The organism is Pseudosulfitobacter pseudonitzschiae, from assembly GCF_900129395.1.
Lineage (GTDB): Bacteria > Pseudomonadota > Alphaproteobacteria > Rhodobacterales > Rhodobacteraceae > Pseudosulfitobacter > Pseudosulfitobacter pseudonitzschiae.
The window spans coordinates 20,517-37,848 of the sequence record NZ_FQVP01000007.1 but is presented as its reverse complement, the minus strand read 5'-3'; the positions used below and the strand labels follow the sequence as shown (position 1 = coordinate 37,848).

Annotated in this window: 16 protein-coding genes; 11 read left to right on the top strand and 5 right to left on the bottom strand. The window is 61.0% G+C overall.

Annotated elements, in window-relative coordinates:
- Positions 1-23: 23 nt before the first annotated feature.
- On the bottom strand, positions 24-1,187 hold the full coding sequence (locus tag BUC08_RS18700) for an alpha/beta hydrolase family protein (protein WP_037928317.1): 1,164 nt from the start codon (positions 1,185-1,187) through the stop codon (positions 24-26).
- 27 nt (positions 1,188-1,214) lie between these two features.
- Positions 1,215-1,799 carry a VOC family protein gene (locus tag BUC08_RS18695; RefSeq protein ID WP_318173655.1) on the bottom strand — a complete coding sequence of 195 codons (585 nt, stop codon included), beginning with the start codon at positions 1,797-1,799 and terminating at the stop codon, positions 1,215-1,217.
- 81 nt (positions 1,800-1,880) lie between these two features.
- Between BUC08_RS18695 and BUC08_RS18690 the strand changes: the two genes are divergently transcribed.
- A complete protein-coding gene (locus BUC08_RS18690; RefSeq protein ID WP_073194375.1) occupies positions 1,881-2,798 on the top strand; it encodes an isocitrate lyase/PEP mutase family protein in 918 nt (305 codons plus the stop codon).
- Between the two features lie 2 nt (positions 2,799-2,800).
- Positions 2,801-3,430 carry a GntR family transcriptional regulator gene (locus tag BUC08_RS18685; protein ID WP_037928311.1) on the top strand — a complete coding sequence of 210 codons (630 nt, stop codon included), beginning with the start codon at positions 2,801-2,803 and terminating at the stop codon, positions 3,428-3,430.
- 507 nt (positions 3,431-3,937) lie between these two features.
- Here the strand turns inward: BUC08_RS18685 and BUC08_RS18680 are convergent.
- Positions 3,938-4,549 carry a cupin domain-containing protein gene (locus BUC08_RS18680; RefSeq protein WP_037928310.1) on the bottom strand — a complete coding sequence of 204 codons (612 nt, stop codon included), beginning with the start codon at positions 4,547-4,549 and terminating at the stop codon, positions 3,938-3,940.
- 244 nt (positions 4,550-4,793) lie between these two features.
- On the opposite strand from BUC08_RS18680, the gene BUC08_RS18675 reads away from it, so the two are divergent.
- The 4 genes from BUC08_RS18675 to BUC08_RS18660 all read left to right on the top strand — a co-directional run bounded on the left by BUC08_RS18675 (position 4,794) and on the right by BUC08_RS18660 (position 8,252).
- Positions 4,794-5,531, top strand: a complete 738-nt coding sequence (locus BUC08_RS18675; RefSeq protein WP_037928307.1) for an ABC transporter substrate-binding protein — start codon at positions 4,794-4,796, stop codon at positions 5,529-5,531.
- Positions 5,532-5,598: 67 nt separating this feature from the next.
- Positions 5,599-6,255: an amino acid ABC transporter permease gene (locus tag BUC08_RS18670; RefSeq protein WP_037928304.1), complete on the top strand. Its 657-nt coding sequence runs from the start codon at positions 5,599-5,601 to the stop codon at positions 6,253-6,255.
- Positions 6,252-6,983 carry an amino acid ABC transporter ATP-binding protein gene (locus tag BUC08_RS18665; protein WP_037928300.1) on the top strand — a complete coding sequence of 244 codons (732 nt, stop codon included), beginning with the start codon at positions 6,252-6,254 and terminating at the stop codon, positions 6,981-6,983. Before BUC08_RS18670 ends, BUC08_RS18665 begins: the two co-directional genes overlap by 4 nt.
- A 12-nt stretch (positions 6,984-6,995) precedes the next feature.
- Entirely contained in the window at positions 6,996-8,252 is a 1,257-nt protein-coding gene (locus BUC08_RS18660) for an NAD(P)/FAD-dependent oxidoreductase (RefSeq protein WP_037928297.1), read from the top strand.
- A 38-nt stretch (positions 8,253-8,290) separates the two neighbouring features.
- Here the strand turns inward: BUC08_RS18660 and BUC08_RS18655 are convergent, their stop codons facing one another.
- Both BUC08_RS18655 and BUC08_RS25175 read right to left on the bottom strand, forming a co-directional pair.
- Positions 8,291-9,985: an acetolactate synthase large subunit gene (locus BUC08_RS18655; protein ID WP_318173656.1), complete on the bottom strand. Its 1,695-nt coding sequence runs from the start codon at positions 9,983-9,985 to the stop codon at positions 8,291-8,293.
- Complete coding sequence (locus tag BUC08_RS25175; protein WP_327194709.1) at positions 9,982-10,131, bottom strand: hypothetical protein; 150 nt, start codon at positions 10,129-10,131, stop codon at positions 9,982-9,984. The genes BUC08_RS18655 and BUC08_RS25175 overlap by 4 nt, the downstream gene beginning before the upstream one ends.
- Positions 10,132-10,487: 356 nt before the next feature.
- Between BUC08_RS25175 and BUC08_RS18650 the strand changes: the two genes are divergently transcribed.
- The 5 genes from BUC08_RS18650 (at position 10,488) to BUC08_RS18630 (ending at position 16,978) form a co-directional block, all read left to right on the top strand.
- Entirely contained in the window at positions 10,488-11,408 is a 921-nt protein-coding gene (locus BUC08_RS18650; protein ID WP_037928579.1) for a calcium/sodium antiporter, read from the top strand.
- Between the two features lie 17 nt (positions 11,409-11,425).
- Complete coding sequence (locus tag BUC08_RS18645; RefSeq protein ID WP_037928292.1) at positions 11,426-11,764, top strand: hypothetical protein; 339 nt, start codon at positions 11,426-11,428, stop codon at positions 11,762-11,764.
- A 45-nt stretch (positions 11,765-11,809) separates the two neighbouring features.
- Positions 11,810-14,269 (top strand): protein translocase subunit SecD, encoded by a 2,460-nt coding sequence (gene secD / locus BUC08_RS18640; protein WP_051694540.1) that lies wholly within the window; start codon positions 11,810-11,812, stop codon positions 14,267-14,269.
- Between the two features lie 180 nt (positions 14,270-14,449).
- On the top strand, positions 14,450-16,240 hold the full coding sequence (locus BUC08_RS18635) for an SLC13 family permease (protein WP_037928289.1): 1,791 nt from the start codon (positions 14,450-14,452) through the stop codon (positions 16,238-16,240).
- A gap of 264 nt (positions 16,241-16,504) precedes the next feature.
- Positions 16,505-16,978 carry a GrpB family protein gene (locus BUC08_RS18630; protein WP_073194372.1) on the top strand — a complete coding sequence of 158 codons (474 nt, stop codon included), beginning with the start codon at positions 16,505-16,507 and terminating at the stop codon, positions 16,976-16,978.
- Positions 16,979-17,332: the final 354 nt, after the last annotated feature.

The window sequence follows — 17,332 nt, the reverse complement described above, 5'->3', positions numbered from 1 at the left end:
TCCTCCCAGAACGCAGTGTAATTTTATAGGCTTCTTTCACTCAGCCAGCGATCAAGCAAAGCCACAGCTTCGGCCTCGTGCTCGGGTTGATCTTTGTAATAGTGGGTCGCCCCTTCGATGACCTGATAGGTTTTGTCCTGCATCCTCGCGGCGGCAAACACTCCGCGCGGGTGGGATGGGGGCACTGCGTCGTCTGCTTCGTTCTCAACGACCAATAGCGGCACAGTGACTTCAGGTATTGCCCGCAACGCATCTGCATTCGTGTGATCCGGCGACCATTGCGACAGCCAAGCCCGCAGCATCGAGAACCGTGCAAGACCGACCGGACCGTTGTTCGCAGTGGCCGGATTGCCCATGTAGCACCATTGCGGCTTGCGACCGTTCGGTTCCAGCGTAGGGTCGAGAAATCTGGGGTCGGCCATCGTGCGATGCGTGATGAAGCCACGCTCGATCTCGCCACCACCACTGCGCTTCAGAGCCTCGATCTGCTCAAGCACACGGTCTGTGATGCGACGCACCCGAGCCAGCTGAGCCGTTCGGAACGCATCGACAAAGGCAGGGGAATATGGCGGTTTGACCGGACCGGCATACAGGTCAAGGTCCAGGTCACGCACGTCCGGATCGCTTTCGTCGATAACCGACGGGTCGATCCACTCCGACAGGGTGTGCGCCCGGCCAATGTGGGCAGCGACAAACATTAGCGCATCAGCTTGGGGCAAATCCATCGCGGTCAGGTCATAGGGATCACCTGCAGGCGTTTCAGTGATTGTCGTCCGTTCGGCCTGCGCCTGATAGAAGGTACTGAGCGAGCCACCGCCGCTCCAGCCGCACAAAACGACCTTGTCATATCCCAACTCCTCACGCGCGTAGCGGATATAGGCCCCCAAATCCGCGGCAACCTTTTCCATGATCAGCGGAGTATCGTTCTTGGCAAAGCGCGACCCGCAACACAGGATATGCCGTCCAGCCCGCGCAAGCGCTGCCGGAAGCGGCATCAGGTTTAACGTGGTTGCCGGATGCATGAACACCAGAACAGTGTCTGAATCGCACCCGACCGGCAGAATGCGCTGCCCCTCGAGAAAAACTTTGCCTTGCGATCCGACGAAACCGTAAACCTCGGTAAAGACGGACTTCTCCTCGAACGAAACGATGACCGGCTCGCGTCTGATATCAAAACTGCCTGGCACTCTAAACACTCCGTCAAACCTGGTTAATCAGTGTGCCTTGGCGTGCATCGGATCAACATCCGGAGCGCGCTTGGTCCGCGACCATACGTCCAATGTCTCGGGAGCAGCCTTGCGCAGGGTTTCGGCCATATCCGCGGATGTTGTATCCACGGCCAGCTCCAACCGGTGACCGCTGGGGTCGAAAAAATAGATCGACTTGCAAATGCCGTGATCAGTGGGCCCCAAGACCTTGACGCCCGCCTCTTCCAGCCGCGCTTTGTATTTCAACTGTGTCTCGCTGTCCGGGACTTTCAGTGCCAAATGCTGCACCCATGCAGGCGTCTCGGGATCAAGCATATTCCCTTTGTCCTCGGGCAACTCGAAGAAGGCAACAAAACTGCCGTCTGCAAGTTGCAAGAAAATATGAATATGTGGTGAAAACTCGCCCGTTGACGGCACTTTGTTTTCTGCGACCGCAATATTGAAATCCAGATCCAGCAGCGTTGTATAAAACGCAACCGTCTCTTTGGCGTCCTTGCAGCGGTAGGCTGCGTGGTGAAGCCCGCTAATTCCCATGATCGTCCTCCATTCCTTAATGATGATTCTTATCGCCCATATCGATAATGTATACAATAAAATAATTAACTTGCAACATTTTGGGTTATTGCATAGATTTTGTATACATTATTACGAATCTCATCAAAGGAATTCAGGATGCACGACGGAGCAGGAACACCCTCACTTAAGTCTTTGCTGGGTGAGAACAGGCCTATTATGGTTCCTGGTGCCTTTGACGCACTCTCTGCCAAACTTGCAGCGCAGGCCGGCTTTGAAGCGGTGTATATGACCGGTTTTGGTGTTGCTGGCTCCACACTTGGAATGCCTGACATCGGGTTGATGAGCGGTACCGAGATGGCCGATCGCGCAAGGGCAATGGCGTCGGCGACCGCACCGGTGCCGTTGATTGCCGACGCCGATACCGGCCATGGTGGCACGTTGAACGTGGCACGGCTGGTCACGCTATATGAACAGGCCGGTGTTCAGGCGATCCAGCTGGAAGACCAAGTATTTCCCAAGCGCTGTGGCCACATGGCATCCAAAGACGTGATCGACCGGATCGAAGCACGCGACAAGATTGCCGCCGCGGTTGCTGCACGGCGATCTGACGGATTTCTGGTGATCGCTCGCACGGATGCGCGCGCTGTTTTGGGATTTGACGAAGCGATGCAACGAGGCGAGGATTTCATTGCCGCAGGTGCCGACCTTCTGTTTATCGAGGCGCCGCAATCTTTGACCGAGATGCAGACCATCACACAGCATTTCGGGGGCCACAAGTTGGTCGCCAACATGGTGGAAGACGGCAAGACCCCGTATCTCAGCGCGCAGGAGCTCGGGGAAATGGGATACGCGTTAATGCTCTACCCAGTATCGTCGCTGCTCGCGACGGCGCAACTGCTCAAGGAGACCTACGCCGCAATGAGACAGGCAGGAAAGTTACCGAACGATACCAACAGGATGAGCTTTTCCGGTTATAACACTGCCATTGGCTTGGATGAACTTCTTCCCACAGCCCTACCTTATTCAGAGCCAGAAGAGCGGCTGACAAGCGTTTCGAATCCAATTATACTTTAGTGATGTCCAGCGCCGCAGATCTTGCATACGAATTTATCAAATCCGCGGTAATGTCCGGGGAATTTCGAGCAGGTGACCGCGTCAAGGAAGAACTTGTCGCCGAGCAGATCGGGATCAGCCGGACGCCAATCCGTACGGCGATGCAAAGACTGGCAGCGCAGGGCTTTATCGAAATACTACACAATCAGGGCGCACGCGTCGCCAATTGGTCCAGCGAGGACTCTCGCGAGATCACCGAACTGCGCGCCGTCCTCGAAGCATTTGGCGCGGGAATTGCCGCCAAGAGGATCAACGCCGAAAATCTGGATGAGTTGCGCGAATTGAGCCAACAGATGGAAGATGCGTCTGCCAAGCCGACTGTTGCCAATTTCGAACGGATAACTGAGCTGAACAGCCGTTTTCATATGGCCATCATCGCAGCCTCCGGCAACGCGCGGCTTGCCGACGTGATTGGAAATCTTGCGCACCCTCTGTTGGTTCAGCGCAAGTTCTCGACCTTTGACAGCAACCGTCTTGCGCGCTCGATGAGTGACCACCGTGAACTGATCCAAGCCTTTGAGCGCGGTGACTCCGATTGGGCGAGCGCTATAATGCGCGCTCACATTCTCGCCAGTGCAGAGCAGGTTGCCTGACCGGAAACCGCCGGAACAACCCGCATTGACGACGCAGATGTGCGAGAGTTGGCCAAAATTAGGCAGCCCGCACAACCGAGGCATTGAAGAAGTCGGCCCTGCCGCGCAAGCATGCACCCTGCTGAGGTGGTCCGCGAAAACTGGACACTGACAAAAGGTCTAGGCCCCCACCCCATTAATCGGCTCGAGGCTGTCAGGTCTGCGTGTTTCAAGTTCCTCCGAGCCAAGGGCTTTTGAGCAATCTCTAGTGGCTAAGCGAAGAGCAAATGGCACGGTGTGAACGGGCATGTAATTTTGATCGCGTAACGGGTGATCGGCACCCCAAAAAAATGCCCCTCCTTACGCTGATGTGGATAATGCCCCCGCGATCACCGTTGACGCGACGAAGGCCTCGGCGTTGGTGAGCAGGAGTATGAAAACGCCGATGCTTATCAACAGATGCATTGCGACAAGGGCGGTCTTACTGCCTGTCCACGCCACGATCCGCGCTGTCCCGCCTCATGTCACCTACCAGACGGGCGGTGTCGTCACCCAGTGCACCCGGGTTTGATCGTTGCCCAGATTGCGAAAGCGATGTGGGCGGCGGCTCTCAAAATGGAATGCATCGCCTTCGCCCAAAACGAACCTGTCATCCTCGACCCAAAGCTCCAGCTTTCCGTGAAGCACGACGCCGCATTCCTCGCCTTCGTGGGCATATGATTCCTCTCCCGAGCTGCCACCCGGATCGAGAACAATCTCCATGACCTGCAAAGCCCCTTCGTCATGCGCGGTCAGAAAGGACTTCACCATACCCTTGTCGCCAAAGTCGACCGTGCGCCGACGCCCCTGGCGGACGATAATCTCCGCCTCGCGGTCCGCACTGTCGGCGTCGGCAAAAAGCGACAGAAAGGGAATGCCAATCACCTCGCAGATTGCCCTGAGGTTGCGGATCGAAGGCGAAGAAATGCCGCGCTCGATCTGGCTTAGCAAGCCGGTCGAGATGCCGACCCCTTCGGCCACGATCTGCAGTGACAGGCCGCGCCCCTTGCGCGCCTGCCGCACCGCCTCTCCCAGAGAGGTGTCATCCATCCCGCTCATGGGGTCGGAAAGCAGCTTTGCTTCATTTTCGGCTGAGGTCATCGGCGATTCTTCATCTTGGTGAACGGAAACGGGCGATTTTGCCCTTCGGTATTCTTCTGCTTACCCGCATTCTGAAGGAAAAACGATTAAAAACCGAACCGAAACGCAAATTTTTCACGGAAGTGAAGGTTTTCAACAATATTGGTTGCATATGTGTATTTCTTCATTATCGTGAAGAACGGAATTAAACCGCGTCACCGCGCTCCGGCGTCAAGCGTGACGCAAGACACAGGGAAGATTGCCAATGAAACTCCGTTCGCTTGCCATTGCCGGGGCGCTCGCGCTTTGCGCCGCACAGTCCCAGGCCGAAGACCTGACCGTAGGGGTCACGACAACCGGCGTGCCCTTCACCTTCGTTGACACCGCCACCCAGCAGCCGACCGGCGCCATGGTCGACCTGGCCGCCGCGATCGCCGAAGACCTGCAGATGACGCCGGATTTCGCGGTTTCGCAGTTCTCTGCGCTGATCCCAGCGCTTCAGACCGGCAAGATCGACGTCATTTCGGCAGGCATGTTCGCCACCGACAAACGCAAGGAAGTCGTGGATTTTTCCACTCCGGTTTACAGCTACGGCGATGTGGCCTTTGTCAAAGCGGACGACGCGGGAAGCTACCAGCTTGAAGATTTCGCGGGCGAGGTTGTTGGCGCGCAGATCGGCACCACCTTCGCAGACCAGCTTCAGGCCAAGGGGATCTTCAGCGAGGTGAAACTTTACGACAGTCTCGTCGATATCATGCGCGACGTGCAGCTGGGCCGGATCAAGGCAGGTTTCGGCGACAAGCCGATCATCGCCTACCAGATCGCACAGAACCCGAATCTCGGGGTAAAACTGGTCGAGGGCTACACCCCCATGGGCACAGGCGAAGTTGCGCTGGCCGTGTCGAAGGAAAACCCCGAGTTGCTGGAAAAGGTGAACGCGTCCATCGCCGAGATGGAAAAGAGTGGTGAGCTGGCCGAGATCTTCGGCAAATACGGCCTCTGAACCCTTTGCGATATCTTACGGGCCCGGTCATTGCGCCGGGCCCATGACTTTCTGACAGGAGACGTCCATGTCCCCCCTATTTGAGCGGATCCAGGAATATCTGCCGCTGCTCGTCACCGGACTTTGGCAGACCGTTGCCGTCACCTTGCTGTCGCTTGTTCTCGCGTCGGCGCTTGGGCTGGTCTGGGCGCTGATGCGCAGTTCGGGCACCCGCTGGCTGAGCCTGCCTGCGCGCTACATCGTCGAATTCCTGCGCGGCATCCCGATCCTCGTGGTGCTCTTCTACATCTATTTCGTCATGCCCGAACTCGGACTCGACCTGACCGCCTTCCAGGCCGGGGTGGTGGGCCTGGCTCTGACCTATTCCTGCTATATCGGTGAAACCTTTCGCGGCGGGATCGAGGCGGTGGATCGCGGGCAGGTCGAGGCGGCGAAATCCATCGGCATGAGACACGGCAAGATGATGCGGCGCATCGTGCTGCCGCAGGCCTTTCGCATTGCCCTGCCGCCTTATGGCAACAACATGGTGATGCTGCTCAAGGACAGCAGCCAGGTCTCGGTGATCTCGGTTGCCGAACTGACCATGCAGGGCAAGATGCTGGCCTCGTCGACCTTCGACAACATGACCGTCTTTACCATGGTTGCTGCGCTGTATCTTTGCCTGACGATCCCACTGAACATCCTGATGCGCCGTGTCGAACTCAAGATGGGAGCCGCGACATGATCCGTTTCGAGAATGTTCACAAATCCTTTGGCAAGCACGAAGTGCTCAAGGGCATCGACGCCGAGGTCGACAAGGGACAGGTCATGTGCCTGATCGGGGCCTCTGGCTCGGGCAAGTCGACGATGTTGCGCTGTGTCAACGGGCTGGAGGATTACCAGTCCGGGCGCATCAGCATAGACGGAGAGACGGTCGATGCCCATTCCTCGTCGATCCATGCGATCCGGACGCGTGTTGCCATGGTTTTCCAGCGCTTCAACCTGTTCCCGCACATGACAGCACTGCAGAACGTGATGGAAGGGCCTATCCATGTGCTGGGCGAGAACCGCGACGAGGTGCGTGCCCGCGCTGAGGAGCATCTGCGCCGCGTCGGATTGGCGGAAAAGATGGATTTCTATCCCACCGCCCTGTCCGGCGGGCAGCAACAGCGCGTCGCAATCGCGCGCGCGCTGGCCATGCGCCCTGACGCCATCCTGCTTGACGAGCCGACCTCGGCGCTGGACCCCGAAATGGTCGGGGAGGTGCTGTCGGTTTTGCGCGACCTGGCACAGGAGCGCATGACCATGCTGATCGTCACCCACGAGATCCAGTTCGCCCGCGAGGTCGCGGACGGCGTGATCTTCCTCGATCAGGGGCGCATCGCCGAACATGGCAGCGCCGAAGCGGTGCTGTCAAAGCCGACGCATCCGCGGACGCAGGATTTTCTGCGCCGCGTTACCCACCCCGTCTGAACGGAGCCCGACATGGCATTCCAATCCATCTGGGCCGATACCGCCCCCGCGGCACCAAGCTTTGCGTCACTGGGTGACAGCCTGCGCTGCGATGTCCTGGTCATCGGCGGCGGCTTTCAGGGGTTGTCGGCGGCGCTGCATCTGGCCGAGGCCGGAACGGATGTCGTGCTGGTCGAAGCGAAGGAGCCGGGCTTCGGCGCTTCGGGGCGCAACGGCGGGCAGGTGATCCCGGGACTGAAGGATGATCCCGACACGCTTGACCGGCTCTGGGGGCCCGAGGCCACGGCTTTTGCCGGTGGCACCGCAGACACGCTCTTTGCGCTGGTGGCACGGCTTGGGATCGATTGCGACGCGGTACAGGGGGGCTGGATTCAGGCCGGAAACCGCCAGGTGCATCTGCCTGCCTTGCAGGCGCGCATGCGGCAATGGCAGGCGCGTGGTGTGGCCGCCGACTGGCTGGACGCAGCGGCAATGGCACAGGTGACCGGTGCGCGCGGCTTCCTTGGCGGTTGGCGTGATCCGCGTGCCGGTCGGGTCCACCCGTTGAAGCTGGCACGCGGGCTTGCACAGGCTGCAGAAGCGGCGGGCGTGCGGGTCTTTGCCCGGACACCGGTGACCGGACTGACGCGGAGCAGCGCGGGCTGGCAGGCCCGGCTTCCCGGCGGCGCGCAGATCACATCAGATCAGGTGATCCTTGCCAGCAATGTCTACACCCCTGCCGCGCTTGAGCCACGGCTCGCACGCGCCACGGTGCCTGCGAACAGCTTTCAGGTCGCCACCGCGCCGCTGAGCGCTGCACAACTGGCGCGCATTCTGCCCGACGGTGAGGTCGTCTCTGAGGTGCGCCGCGTCGGCACCTATTTCCGGCGCGGTCCGGACAATCGGCTCATGATCGGCGGCCGTGGCAGTTTCGCCGACCCCCAGAGCGCCGAGGCCTTCGCACGGATCGAGGCAGAACTCTCGCGGGTGTTCGGTGAGCGTTTCGAGATCACACATCGTTGGTTCGGACGGGTCGGCATGACCCCCGATCACCGCATCCGTATTTGCAAACCGCTACCGGGGTTGCTGGCGGCAACCGGCTTTAACGGCCGCGGCGTGGCGCTTTCGGTATCGCTCGGGAAGGCTATGGCGGCTCACCTGGCGAAAGGCCTACCGCTTCCCATCCCGCCGAGCTCGACCATTCCGGTCCTCCCATTCCATGCTTTGCACCGGATTTATGGTGGCCTCGGCATCCAGTACTATCGTTTGCGCGACGCGCTTGATCGGTGAACCTTCGTTCTCGCAAGTCTGCGCCGACAGCCCCTTTATCATGAACACTCCACATCCGGCGTGCGGTTGCGCAACTCGTCAACCAGAACCCGGGTATTCTCTGAATAGTCGATCGGGACTTCAACAAGATGGACACCGCCGCCCGCGAAGGCGGCATCGAGCACCGGAACAAGGTCTTCGACCGCGCTTATGCGCGATCCTTTCGCGCCGTAGGACTCCGCGTAGCGCACAAAGTCAGGGTTGCCAAAGGTCATGCCGAAATCCGGAAAGCCATCGACCGACTGCTTCCAGCGTATCATGCCGTAGGCGCTGTCGTTCAGAATAACCACGACAAGGTTCAGCCCAAGCCGCACCGCCGTTTCCATCTCCTGCGAGTTCATCATAAACCCGCCGTCGCCACAGACAGCCATCACGCGTCGGTCGGGATAAATCATGGACGCCATGATCGCCGAAGGAAGTCCCGCGCCCATCGTGGCGAGCGCGTTATCAAGCAGCAGCGTGTTGGCCACATGGGTGCGGTAGTTGCGTGCGAACCAGATTTTGTACATGCCGTTGTCGAGGCAGACGATCCCATCCTCCGGCATGACTTTGCGCACATCGTGGACAATGCGCTGCGGTGTGATCGGAAAGCGGTCCTCCTCGGCACGGTCGTTGAGCTTGGCCAGGATTCTCTGGCGCAACTCGGGCATCCCCGCGTCAGGCGAAATTCTGCCTTCAAGTCGCTCAGCCAAGCCCGTGACGGATGCGCCAATGTCGCCGATCACCTCAAAATCCGGATGATATACCTGTTCGACCGTTGCGGACTCATAACTGACATGAACGACCTTGGGGCCGCCCTGGCTCTTCATCAGGAACGGCGGTTTTTCGATCGTGTCATGGCCGATGGCGACGATCAGATCGGCCCGTTCGATGGCTTCATGAACATAGTCCCCTTCGGAAAGCGCGGCGGTCCCCACGTAGAGGTTGGAGCCTCCATCGACGGCCCCCTTGCCCATCTGCGTATTGAAGAACGGCAGCCGGGTGCGCACCATGAAGCCCGAGACAGGCTCGACCAGCGCGGGCCGGTTGCCTGCCGCGCCGATCATCACCAGGGGCCGTTGGGCGGAAAGGATCATCTCGGCCGCATGATCAAGTGCTGCGGCCCCGGCGACGGGACGGTCGTAGGGGTGGCGCGGAATGACGACGGCGTCCTCGGCGTCCGCTGCCGCGACATCCTCGGGCAGTTCGAGATGAACCGGCCCCGGCCGCTCCTCCTCGGCGACGCGAAACGCATCGCGCACGGTCGCGGGAATGGCTGTCGGGCTCAGGATCCTGTGCGTCATCTTGGTAAGCGGCTTCATAGAAGCGACGATATCGACGATCTGGAAGCGGGCCTGCTTGGCGCTCATGACCGGCTTTTGTCCGGTGATGAGGATCATCGGCATCGCGCCAAGATGTGCATAGGCCGCCCCGGTCGCAAGATTGAGCGCACCAGGCCCCAGCGTGGCAAGGCAGACGCCGGGCCGGCCGGTCAACCGCCCATGCGTCGCCGCCATGAAGGCCGCCGCCTGCTCATGACGCGTCAGGATCAGCTCTATGCGAGAGGTGCGCAACGACTCCACAATGTCGAGGTTTTCCTCGCCGGGCACACCAAAAATGCGGTCGACTCCTTCGTTTTCCAGCGCGGCGACAAACAGGTCCGACCCTTTGGGCATGATTTCAATCCCTTCATTTTGGACTACGACATAGATCACGTCGGATGCATGCCAATCCGTAAAAGTACGAAAACCACCAGCTTATGAGCTTCCAGCACACATTCAAGCCGCCGCAGCCGAGCGACTGGAAAGATAACGCGCCCGTAAAGGCTTTCGCTGAAATCCGCTCTTAGCAGATCGGCCAAAGACCAATGTAGGAACCGAAATGCAAGATTTTTCGTTGATTGGGTTACCTATATCATTCCCGAATTGGGGGGAGCGCTACCCCGACAGCCCAGAGAAATATAGCCGGGACTGATACGTTAATTCCTCGTAAATTCAACACGCACCCCTACGGCGGGATACGCTCAACTCGGGCTTTACAGGTGCCTTACTCGTCTTGCCCGACATCATATGCAGGACCCCAAGCCGCAAGGGTGCCGCGGGTTTCCTTTGCAGGGCGCACCAATTCACAAATATGCTTGCCACCCCCCTTGCAGGCGACAGGCCTCGCTCACAGATGTCACACGATGAGCAGAAATCTTGCTCACTTGGGGGCATCTTGGATTATCTTTATGTGCTGGCCGGTCTCATCGGCCTGTTTTTCGGGGGCGAGGCGCTTGTGCGGGGGAGTGTCGGCATCGCCCGGCGGATGTCCATCCCGCCGCTGCTGATTGGATTGACCGTTGTCGGCTTTGGCACCTCGACGCCCGAGCTTCTGGTCTCGGTCGATGCAGCCTTGCGCGGCGTTCCCGATATCGCCCTGGGCAACATCGTCGGGTCCAACATCGCCAACATCCTGCTGATCGCCGCCCTGTCGGCGCTGGTCTGGCCGATCAGGGTGATGGGGGCCACGCTGCGGCGCGACACCGCCGTGATGATAGCCGCAACCCTTTGTCTGATCCCTGTCTTCGCCCTGGGCCAGATAACGCGCCTGTCGGGTGCGGCCCTTTTTGCGGCGCTCGTGGCCTATCTGGTCTGGGCCTATCTCAAGCCTGGCGACGCCGAGCCGGAAGGCGACGATGTGACCCCGCCTGCATCGACACTGGTGTCTGTCGCATGGGTGATCGGCGGGCTTGTCGCATTGATGTTTGGCGCGCGGTTTCTGGTCGACGGTGCGGTGTCCATCGCGCGCGGATACGGGATATCCGAGGCATTCATCGGCCTGACCATCGTCGCCGTGGGCACCTCCCTTCCTGAACTGGCGACATCGCTGATCGCCGCGTTCCGCCGCCAGTCGGAAATCGCCATCGGGAATATCATCGGATCTAACATTTTCAACGTTTTCGGCATTCTCGGTGTCACCGCGCTGATCGCACCGATCCCGGTGGCGTCGCGCTTTTTGACCTTCGATCTTCCGGTGATGATTGCGGTATCTCTCATTCTGACGGCCCTGCTGATGACTCGTCCGGTGATCGGGCGCGGCGTTGGTGTCGCGATGCTGGCGGGCTATATTGCCTACGTCTGGGGGGCGCAGGGGTGAGGCGCGTGGGCGGGCACATGTCAACCGCCATTGCGACGTTGCTGTCGCGGCTGATTATTGTGCTGGCGGTCGTGCTCTTCGGTGGACATCAGGCAGAGCGGCACGCGGCGGTTTCGGAAACCCAACCCTCTGCGGCCATGGAAGCGGCCTTTACGCCTGTCATCCTGACGGCGCAGTGCCACATAGCACGGGCGGACCTGCCAGAGAGCGACACGCCGCCCGCGGCCCCCACTGCCCAGGTCGCTCCGGCACCCTTGCCGACACAGGCGGCGTCGGTGGCGTGGAGTCCGTCAACCTTCCACCTTACGTCGTGCGTTTCCATCCTGCACCCGGTTCGGGGTCCGCCGACTGTCTGACACCCCGACGTCAGACAGAAACCCAGACACCGAAGGATACCGAACATGCGCCGACCTGCGTGGGTCATCATGACCTATGCCGTCCTGCTGCTTCTTGCAGTTGCGACAGCCCTCCCGAACTTTTTCCCCAAGAATATGCGCGATACACTGCCCCCTTGGCTGGCTCATCAGACCGTTTCCCTCGGTCTTGACCTGCAAGGCGGGGCGCACCTGCTGCTGGCGGTCGACCGCGACGATCTGACTGCGGCGCGGGTGCAAGACCTGCGCCAGATGCTCGCCGACGTGATGCGCGACCAAGACCTGAATCCGAGCACTATCATGGCAGATCGCACTGGCGTGTCCGCACCGGCGACGGACGCCCTTGAAAAGGCGCTGCAAACGGCGGCGGCCTCCACCGCCCCGCCGGGCAGCCCGACGGATTTTACCGTCGATCTGTCCGACGGCGTTTTGCGACTGGCCCTGACCAAGGCCGGACTGGACCGCGCCGCCAGCGCCGCCGCCGATGCCAGCCTTGAGGTGATCCGCCACCGCGTCGATCAGGTCGGCGTGTCCGAACCGGTGATCAGCCGGGTCGGCGACGACCGCATCCTCGTCCAGATGCCGGGCGTCGAAAATCCCGCCCAGTTGCGCGCGCTGCTGGGGTCCACCGCGAAGATGAGTTTTCAGATGGTGGCGCCCGGGCCCGGTCCGGGCGTGACGCTTCTGCCGCTGCGCGATGGCACGGGGACGATCCCGGTCGAGGACCGTGTCGCCCTGTCCGGTGATCGGCTGGACACAGCGGCAGCGGGGTTCGAACCCGACACGGGACGCCCCGTTGTCACCTTCGGTTTTGACCGGCAGGGTGGCGCGGCCTTTGCCGACATCACAGCCGCCAACATCGGCCATAGGTTTGCGGTCGTGCTGGACGGCGAAGTCCTGACCGCTCCGGTCATCCAACAGGCGATTCCGGGCGGTCAGGGCCAGATCACCGGTAACTTCACAGCTGAAGAGGCGCAGACCTTGGCCGTGCTGCTGACTTCCGGTGCCTTGCCTGCGTCGCTCGACGTGATCGAGGAACGCAGCGTCGGCGCGGCCCTTGGCGCCGATTCGATCAAGGCAGGGCTGATCACCGGGGCCATCGGGCTGGCGCTTGTGGTTACGATCATGGTCGCGCTCTACGGCGGCTGGGGCCTGCTGGCCAGCGCCGTTCTCGGCCTCAACGTGATGCTGACGCTGACCGCGCTGGGACTGCTGGGGGCGACTCTCACCTTGCCCGGAATTGCCGGGATCATCCTGTGCCTTGGCATCGCGGTCGACAGCAACATCCTGATCTTCAGCCGCATCCGCGAGGAAACCGCCAAGGGCGCGGTTGCGATCAAGGCGCTCACACAGGGCTATGGGCGGGCCTGGGCGACGATTCTCGATGCCAACATCACCACGCTTTTGGCGATGATCCTGTTGTTCAAGTTCGGGGCCGGCGCCATTCGCGGGTTCGCAGTCACCATGAGTCTCGGCATCCTGATCTCGATGTTCACCGCCGTTGTGCTGATGCGTTTCCTGATGGAGACCTCGGTCCGTCGCCGCAAACTAAAGCGTCTGGACATCGCGCCGCTGATCGGAGAGGTGCCAGCGCCCGGGAACCTGTCCTTTATGCGCCGCGGGCGGCTGGCACTTGCAGTATCGGCGGTGCTGTCCGTTGGCTCTGTCGCCCTTCTCGTGACGCCGGGACCGTCACTCGGGATCGATTTCACCGGCGGCGTGCAGATGGTTCTTCACTCGGACGCCCCCGTGCCTCTGTCAGACCTGCGCGGCGCGCTTTCCGCACAGGTTCCGGGCGACGCCAGCCTGCAAGCCTTCGGCCAGCCCAACGAGGCACTGATCCGCGTGCAGGGAGAAACCGGTCAGGAAACCGTGGTCGCAGTGGAAACGGCCGCGCTGCAGGTCATCCCCGATGCCGTGTTCCATCAGATCGACCTTGTCGGCCCGACGGTCAGCGGCGAATTGGCCAGCACCGGGCTTCTGGCGCTTGGCCTCGCTGTGCTGGCGATGCTGGCCTATATCTGGGTCCGGTTCGAATGGCACTTTGCCGCCGGGGCCATCGCGGTGCTGTTTCTCGACGTCACCAAGACCTTTGGCGTCATCGCGCTGATGGGTTGGGAGGTGAACCTGACCACGATCGTGGCCCTGCTGACGCTGATCGGCTATTCGGTCAACGACAAGGTGGTGGTCTATGACCGCATCCGCGAGAATCTCGCTCTCGGCGATGCGCCGCTGGCCGAGGTGATCGACCGCAGTCTCAACCAGGTCCTTGCGCGCTGCATCTTCACCTCGGGCACGACGCTCGCGGCGATTGTGCCGATGGCGATCTGGGGCGGGCCGGCGGTGGCGGGGTTCGCCTGGCCCATGATCGCGGGCGTGACCATTGCCACGGCGTCGTCGCTGTTCGTGGCCGGGCCGGTGCTGGCCTGGCTTGCGCAGCGCAACGGTCCCGCGCTGATGCCGAAGCCTGCCAGGACGGTGACCTGATGCCCCCCTCGCGCCGGGGAACAAGGCCTTCCCGGCGCAGACCGTTTTCGACGGGTCCAGGGCGCAAACTCCCACTCACCCAGATCTGCAAGCCAATGTAATGTCCGCCTATAAGGGACCTGTGCGATTCGACACGTCCCGCCCCCCGCCGTCGGCGGTCTTCCGGAGCCTCACATCGCCATGCCACTCGACCTTGCAACCCTGGCCCCCCTCGCGGCCGTTCTCTTGTTCTGTGGCGTGTTCGCGGCCTTCGTGCTCGAACTTCGGTCGCCGGATGTCGTGGCCTTCTGCGGCGCTGCCGCAGCGCTTGCAATTGGTCTTGTTGGGACCAAAGACGTGCTGGCCGCCCTTTCCAACCCGGCGCCGGCCACAATCGGTGCGATGTTCATCCTCAGCGCGGCACTGGTCCGCACCGGCGTGCTCGAGGCGCTGAGCGATCTGCTGGGCCGTCACGCCTCGGCCCGTCCGGTGCTGACCCTGGGGCTGTTCTTCGGCACGGCGGCCTGCGCCTCAGCCTTCATGAACAACACCCCGGTGGTCATCGTGCTGATCCCGGTGGTTATTACCCTCGCGCGCCAGATGAAGATGGCGCCGTCGCATCTGCTGATCCCCTTGTCCTACATGGTCATCCTGGGAGGCACCTGTTCGCTGATCGGCACCTCGACGAACCTTCTCGTCGACGGCATCGCCCGCGACCTGGGCCTCGAACCGTTCAGTCTGTTCGAAATTGCCCCGGTCGGCATCGCAGTCGCCCTCATCGGGGGTACCTTTCTGGCGATTGCCGCGCCGCGCCTGCTGCCCCACCGCCACACGGTCGGAGAGGTGCAGTCCAAGCGCGATCAACGGACGTGGCTGGTGGAACTCTTCATCCCCGCTGGGTCCCCACTCATCGGCAGGACCGTGCAGGAAGTCGACGCGTTCAGGAGCGCCGACAAGCGCGTGGTCGATCTGGTGTCGGGTGACCTGTCCCGGCGCGATGCGCTGGCGACGTCAAGGATGGCGGCAGGCGATGTCGTCGTCATCAAGACGACCGACACCGAGATCATGGGCTTTCGCGACGGCGCGGCAGTCGGCACCGCCGTTCTGGGCACCGAGCCGTCCACCGCACGCCCCACGTCCGTGGTCGAGGTCCTCATCGGCCCGGACTCCAAGGCGCTGCACAGGCTCGTCGGGCGCTTGCACTGGCGGCGCCGCTTCGGCGTTTATCCGATAGCCCTGCACCGGAACGGGGCTGCGGTCGATATGCGTCTGGCGCTGGTCAAGCTGGCGGTCGGTGACACGCTGTTGCTCGACGGCGCACCGGACGACATCGCGCGCCTGGCGGAAGAAGAGCGGCTGATCCTGCTGTCCCCCGTTACCTCGCGGGGCTTTCGCCGCAAGAAGGCACCCATCGCCGTGGCCACCATGTTGGCCGTCGTCGTTTTGGCGGCGATGGATTTCGCACCGATCCTGACACTCGCCCTGATCGGCGTCGCGGTCGTTCTGCTGACCAACTGCATCGATGCCGATGAAGGTGTGGGGGCCATCGACGGACGATTGCTGTTGCTGATCGTCTCGATGCTGACCTTGGGCAGCGCGCTGGATAACTCCGGCGGTTTAGCGATGATCGTGGCGAAGGTGTCGCCGGTGCTGGAAAGTGTGCCGCCGCTGGTCGCGCTTGCCCTTGTCTACGCGCTGACCTCAATCCTGACGGAGCTTGTGACCAACAACGCCGTCGCCGTGCTGCTGGCACCGATCGCCACGGGCGTTGCCGTACAACTGGGCCTTGATCCGCGCCCGTTCATCGTCGCCGTGATGTTCGGCGCCAGCGCCAGCTTTGCGACACCCATTGGCTATCAGACCAATACGCTGGTCTACAACGCCGGGGGCTACAGATTCACCGATTTCCTGCGGATCGGCCTGCCGATGAACATTATCATCGGGGCAGCGACGGTGTTTCTGATCCCGCTGATCTGGCCTTTGGCACATTAGCCAGGATAGCTTCTTTCGAATAAGGTGCGGTCTGAACACCCGCACAGCATCATGAAAAATTCTGCGTTAATGGCCGCTCTGGGCCGTTTTATCAAAACAGCCCATGTTATGATGCTTCCACGCCTTCAGCGACAGGTCCAGAATGTACCAACCCAGCATGAAGGACCGGCTGGCGGAATTGGAAGGTGAGAAGCGCGAGCTGGATGCATTCCTCGCACAAGGCCCTGAGCCACTGGCCGTGGCCTCTGTCGGGCAACCCCGTCCTTGCGCGAGCACGATCCAAGATGGTCCGACCTTTTTGAGAAGGAGGCCTCTCTGATATCCAAGGCATTTGCTGGTGTGACCTTCGAGATTGATCATATCGGCAGCACCGCTGTGTCAGAAATACAGGCCAAACCCGTTCTAGACATCGCTCTACGATCGACTGAAGACGCTCAAATTGCTGCCGCGCTCGTCAAACTAGGTTATGTCGACCGTGGCATCCGCAGTGGCCGCCTGTTCATACGGTCACGCGATGATGATGTACGGACCCACAACCTACATCTGAACCACCCCGACGATCTCAACTGCATTGACCAAATTACCTTCCGAAACGCGCTACGATCCGAACCAAAGCTAAGGACGCAATTTGCAGCTCTCAAACAAAGCCTCGTCAGAAGCCTTGGTGACAGAGGTCGAGGCCAATACGGCGACGGGGAAACAGACTTCGTGAAATCAGTGTTACAAAAACACAGCTGATTAACGGGCAGTCAGACCGGACGCTTAGTAAACATCCGACGTAGGCCGCAGTGAGGTCAGCGCGCGCTCACATCATGTCAGGACCTTCGCCAGATGCGCTGCGGTCTCGGTTTCAGAACTTGATTGCAGCTGGGTTCAGCGGGCGTACAGCAGCGCAGCGCCTTCAGCTTGCGACGGCGACAGAATCGCTGTTGAGCACTGGCGATCCTGCGGACGGGCGGCGCGCGCGGCCCCTCAGGCGCGCCCGCCTTCGTCATTCCTGCGAACATTACGTTCTTCCTGTTCAGTGCGATGGGTCCGATCAGTGTTCATTTACGCGTCGAATTGGCCCATTTTTCATTTGGTGCCGACCCA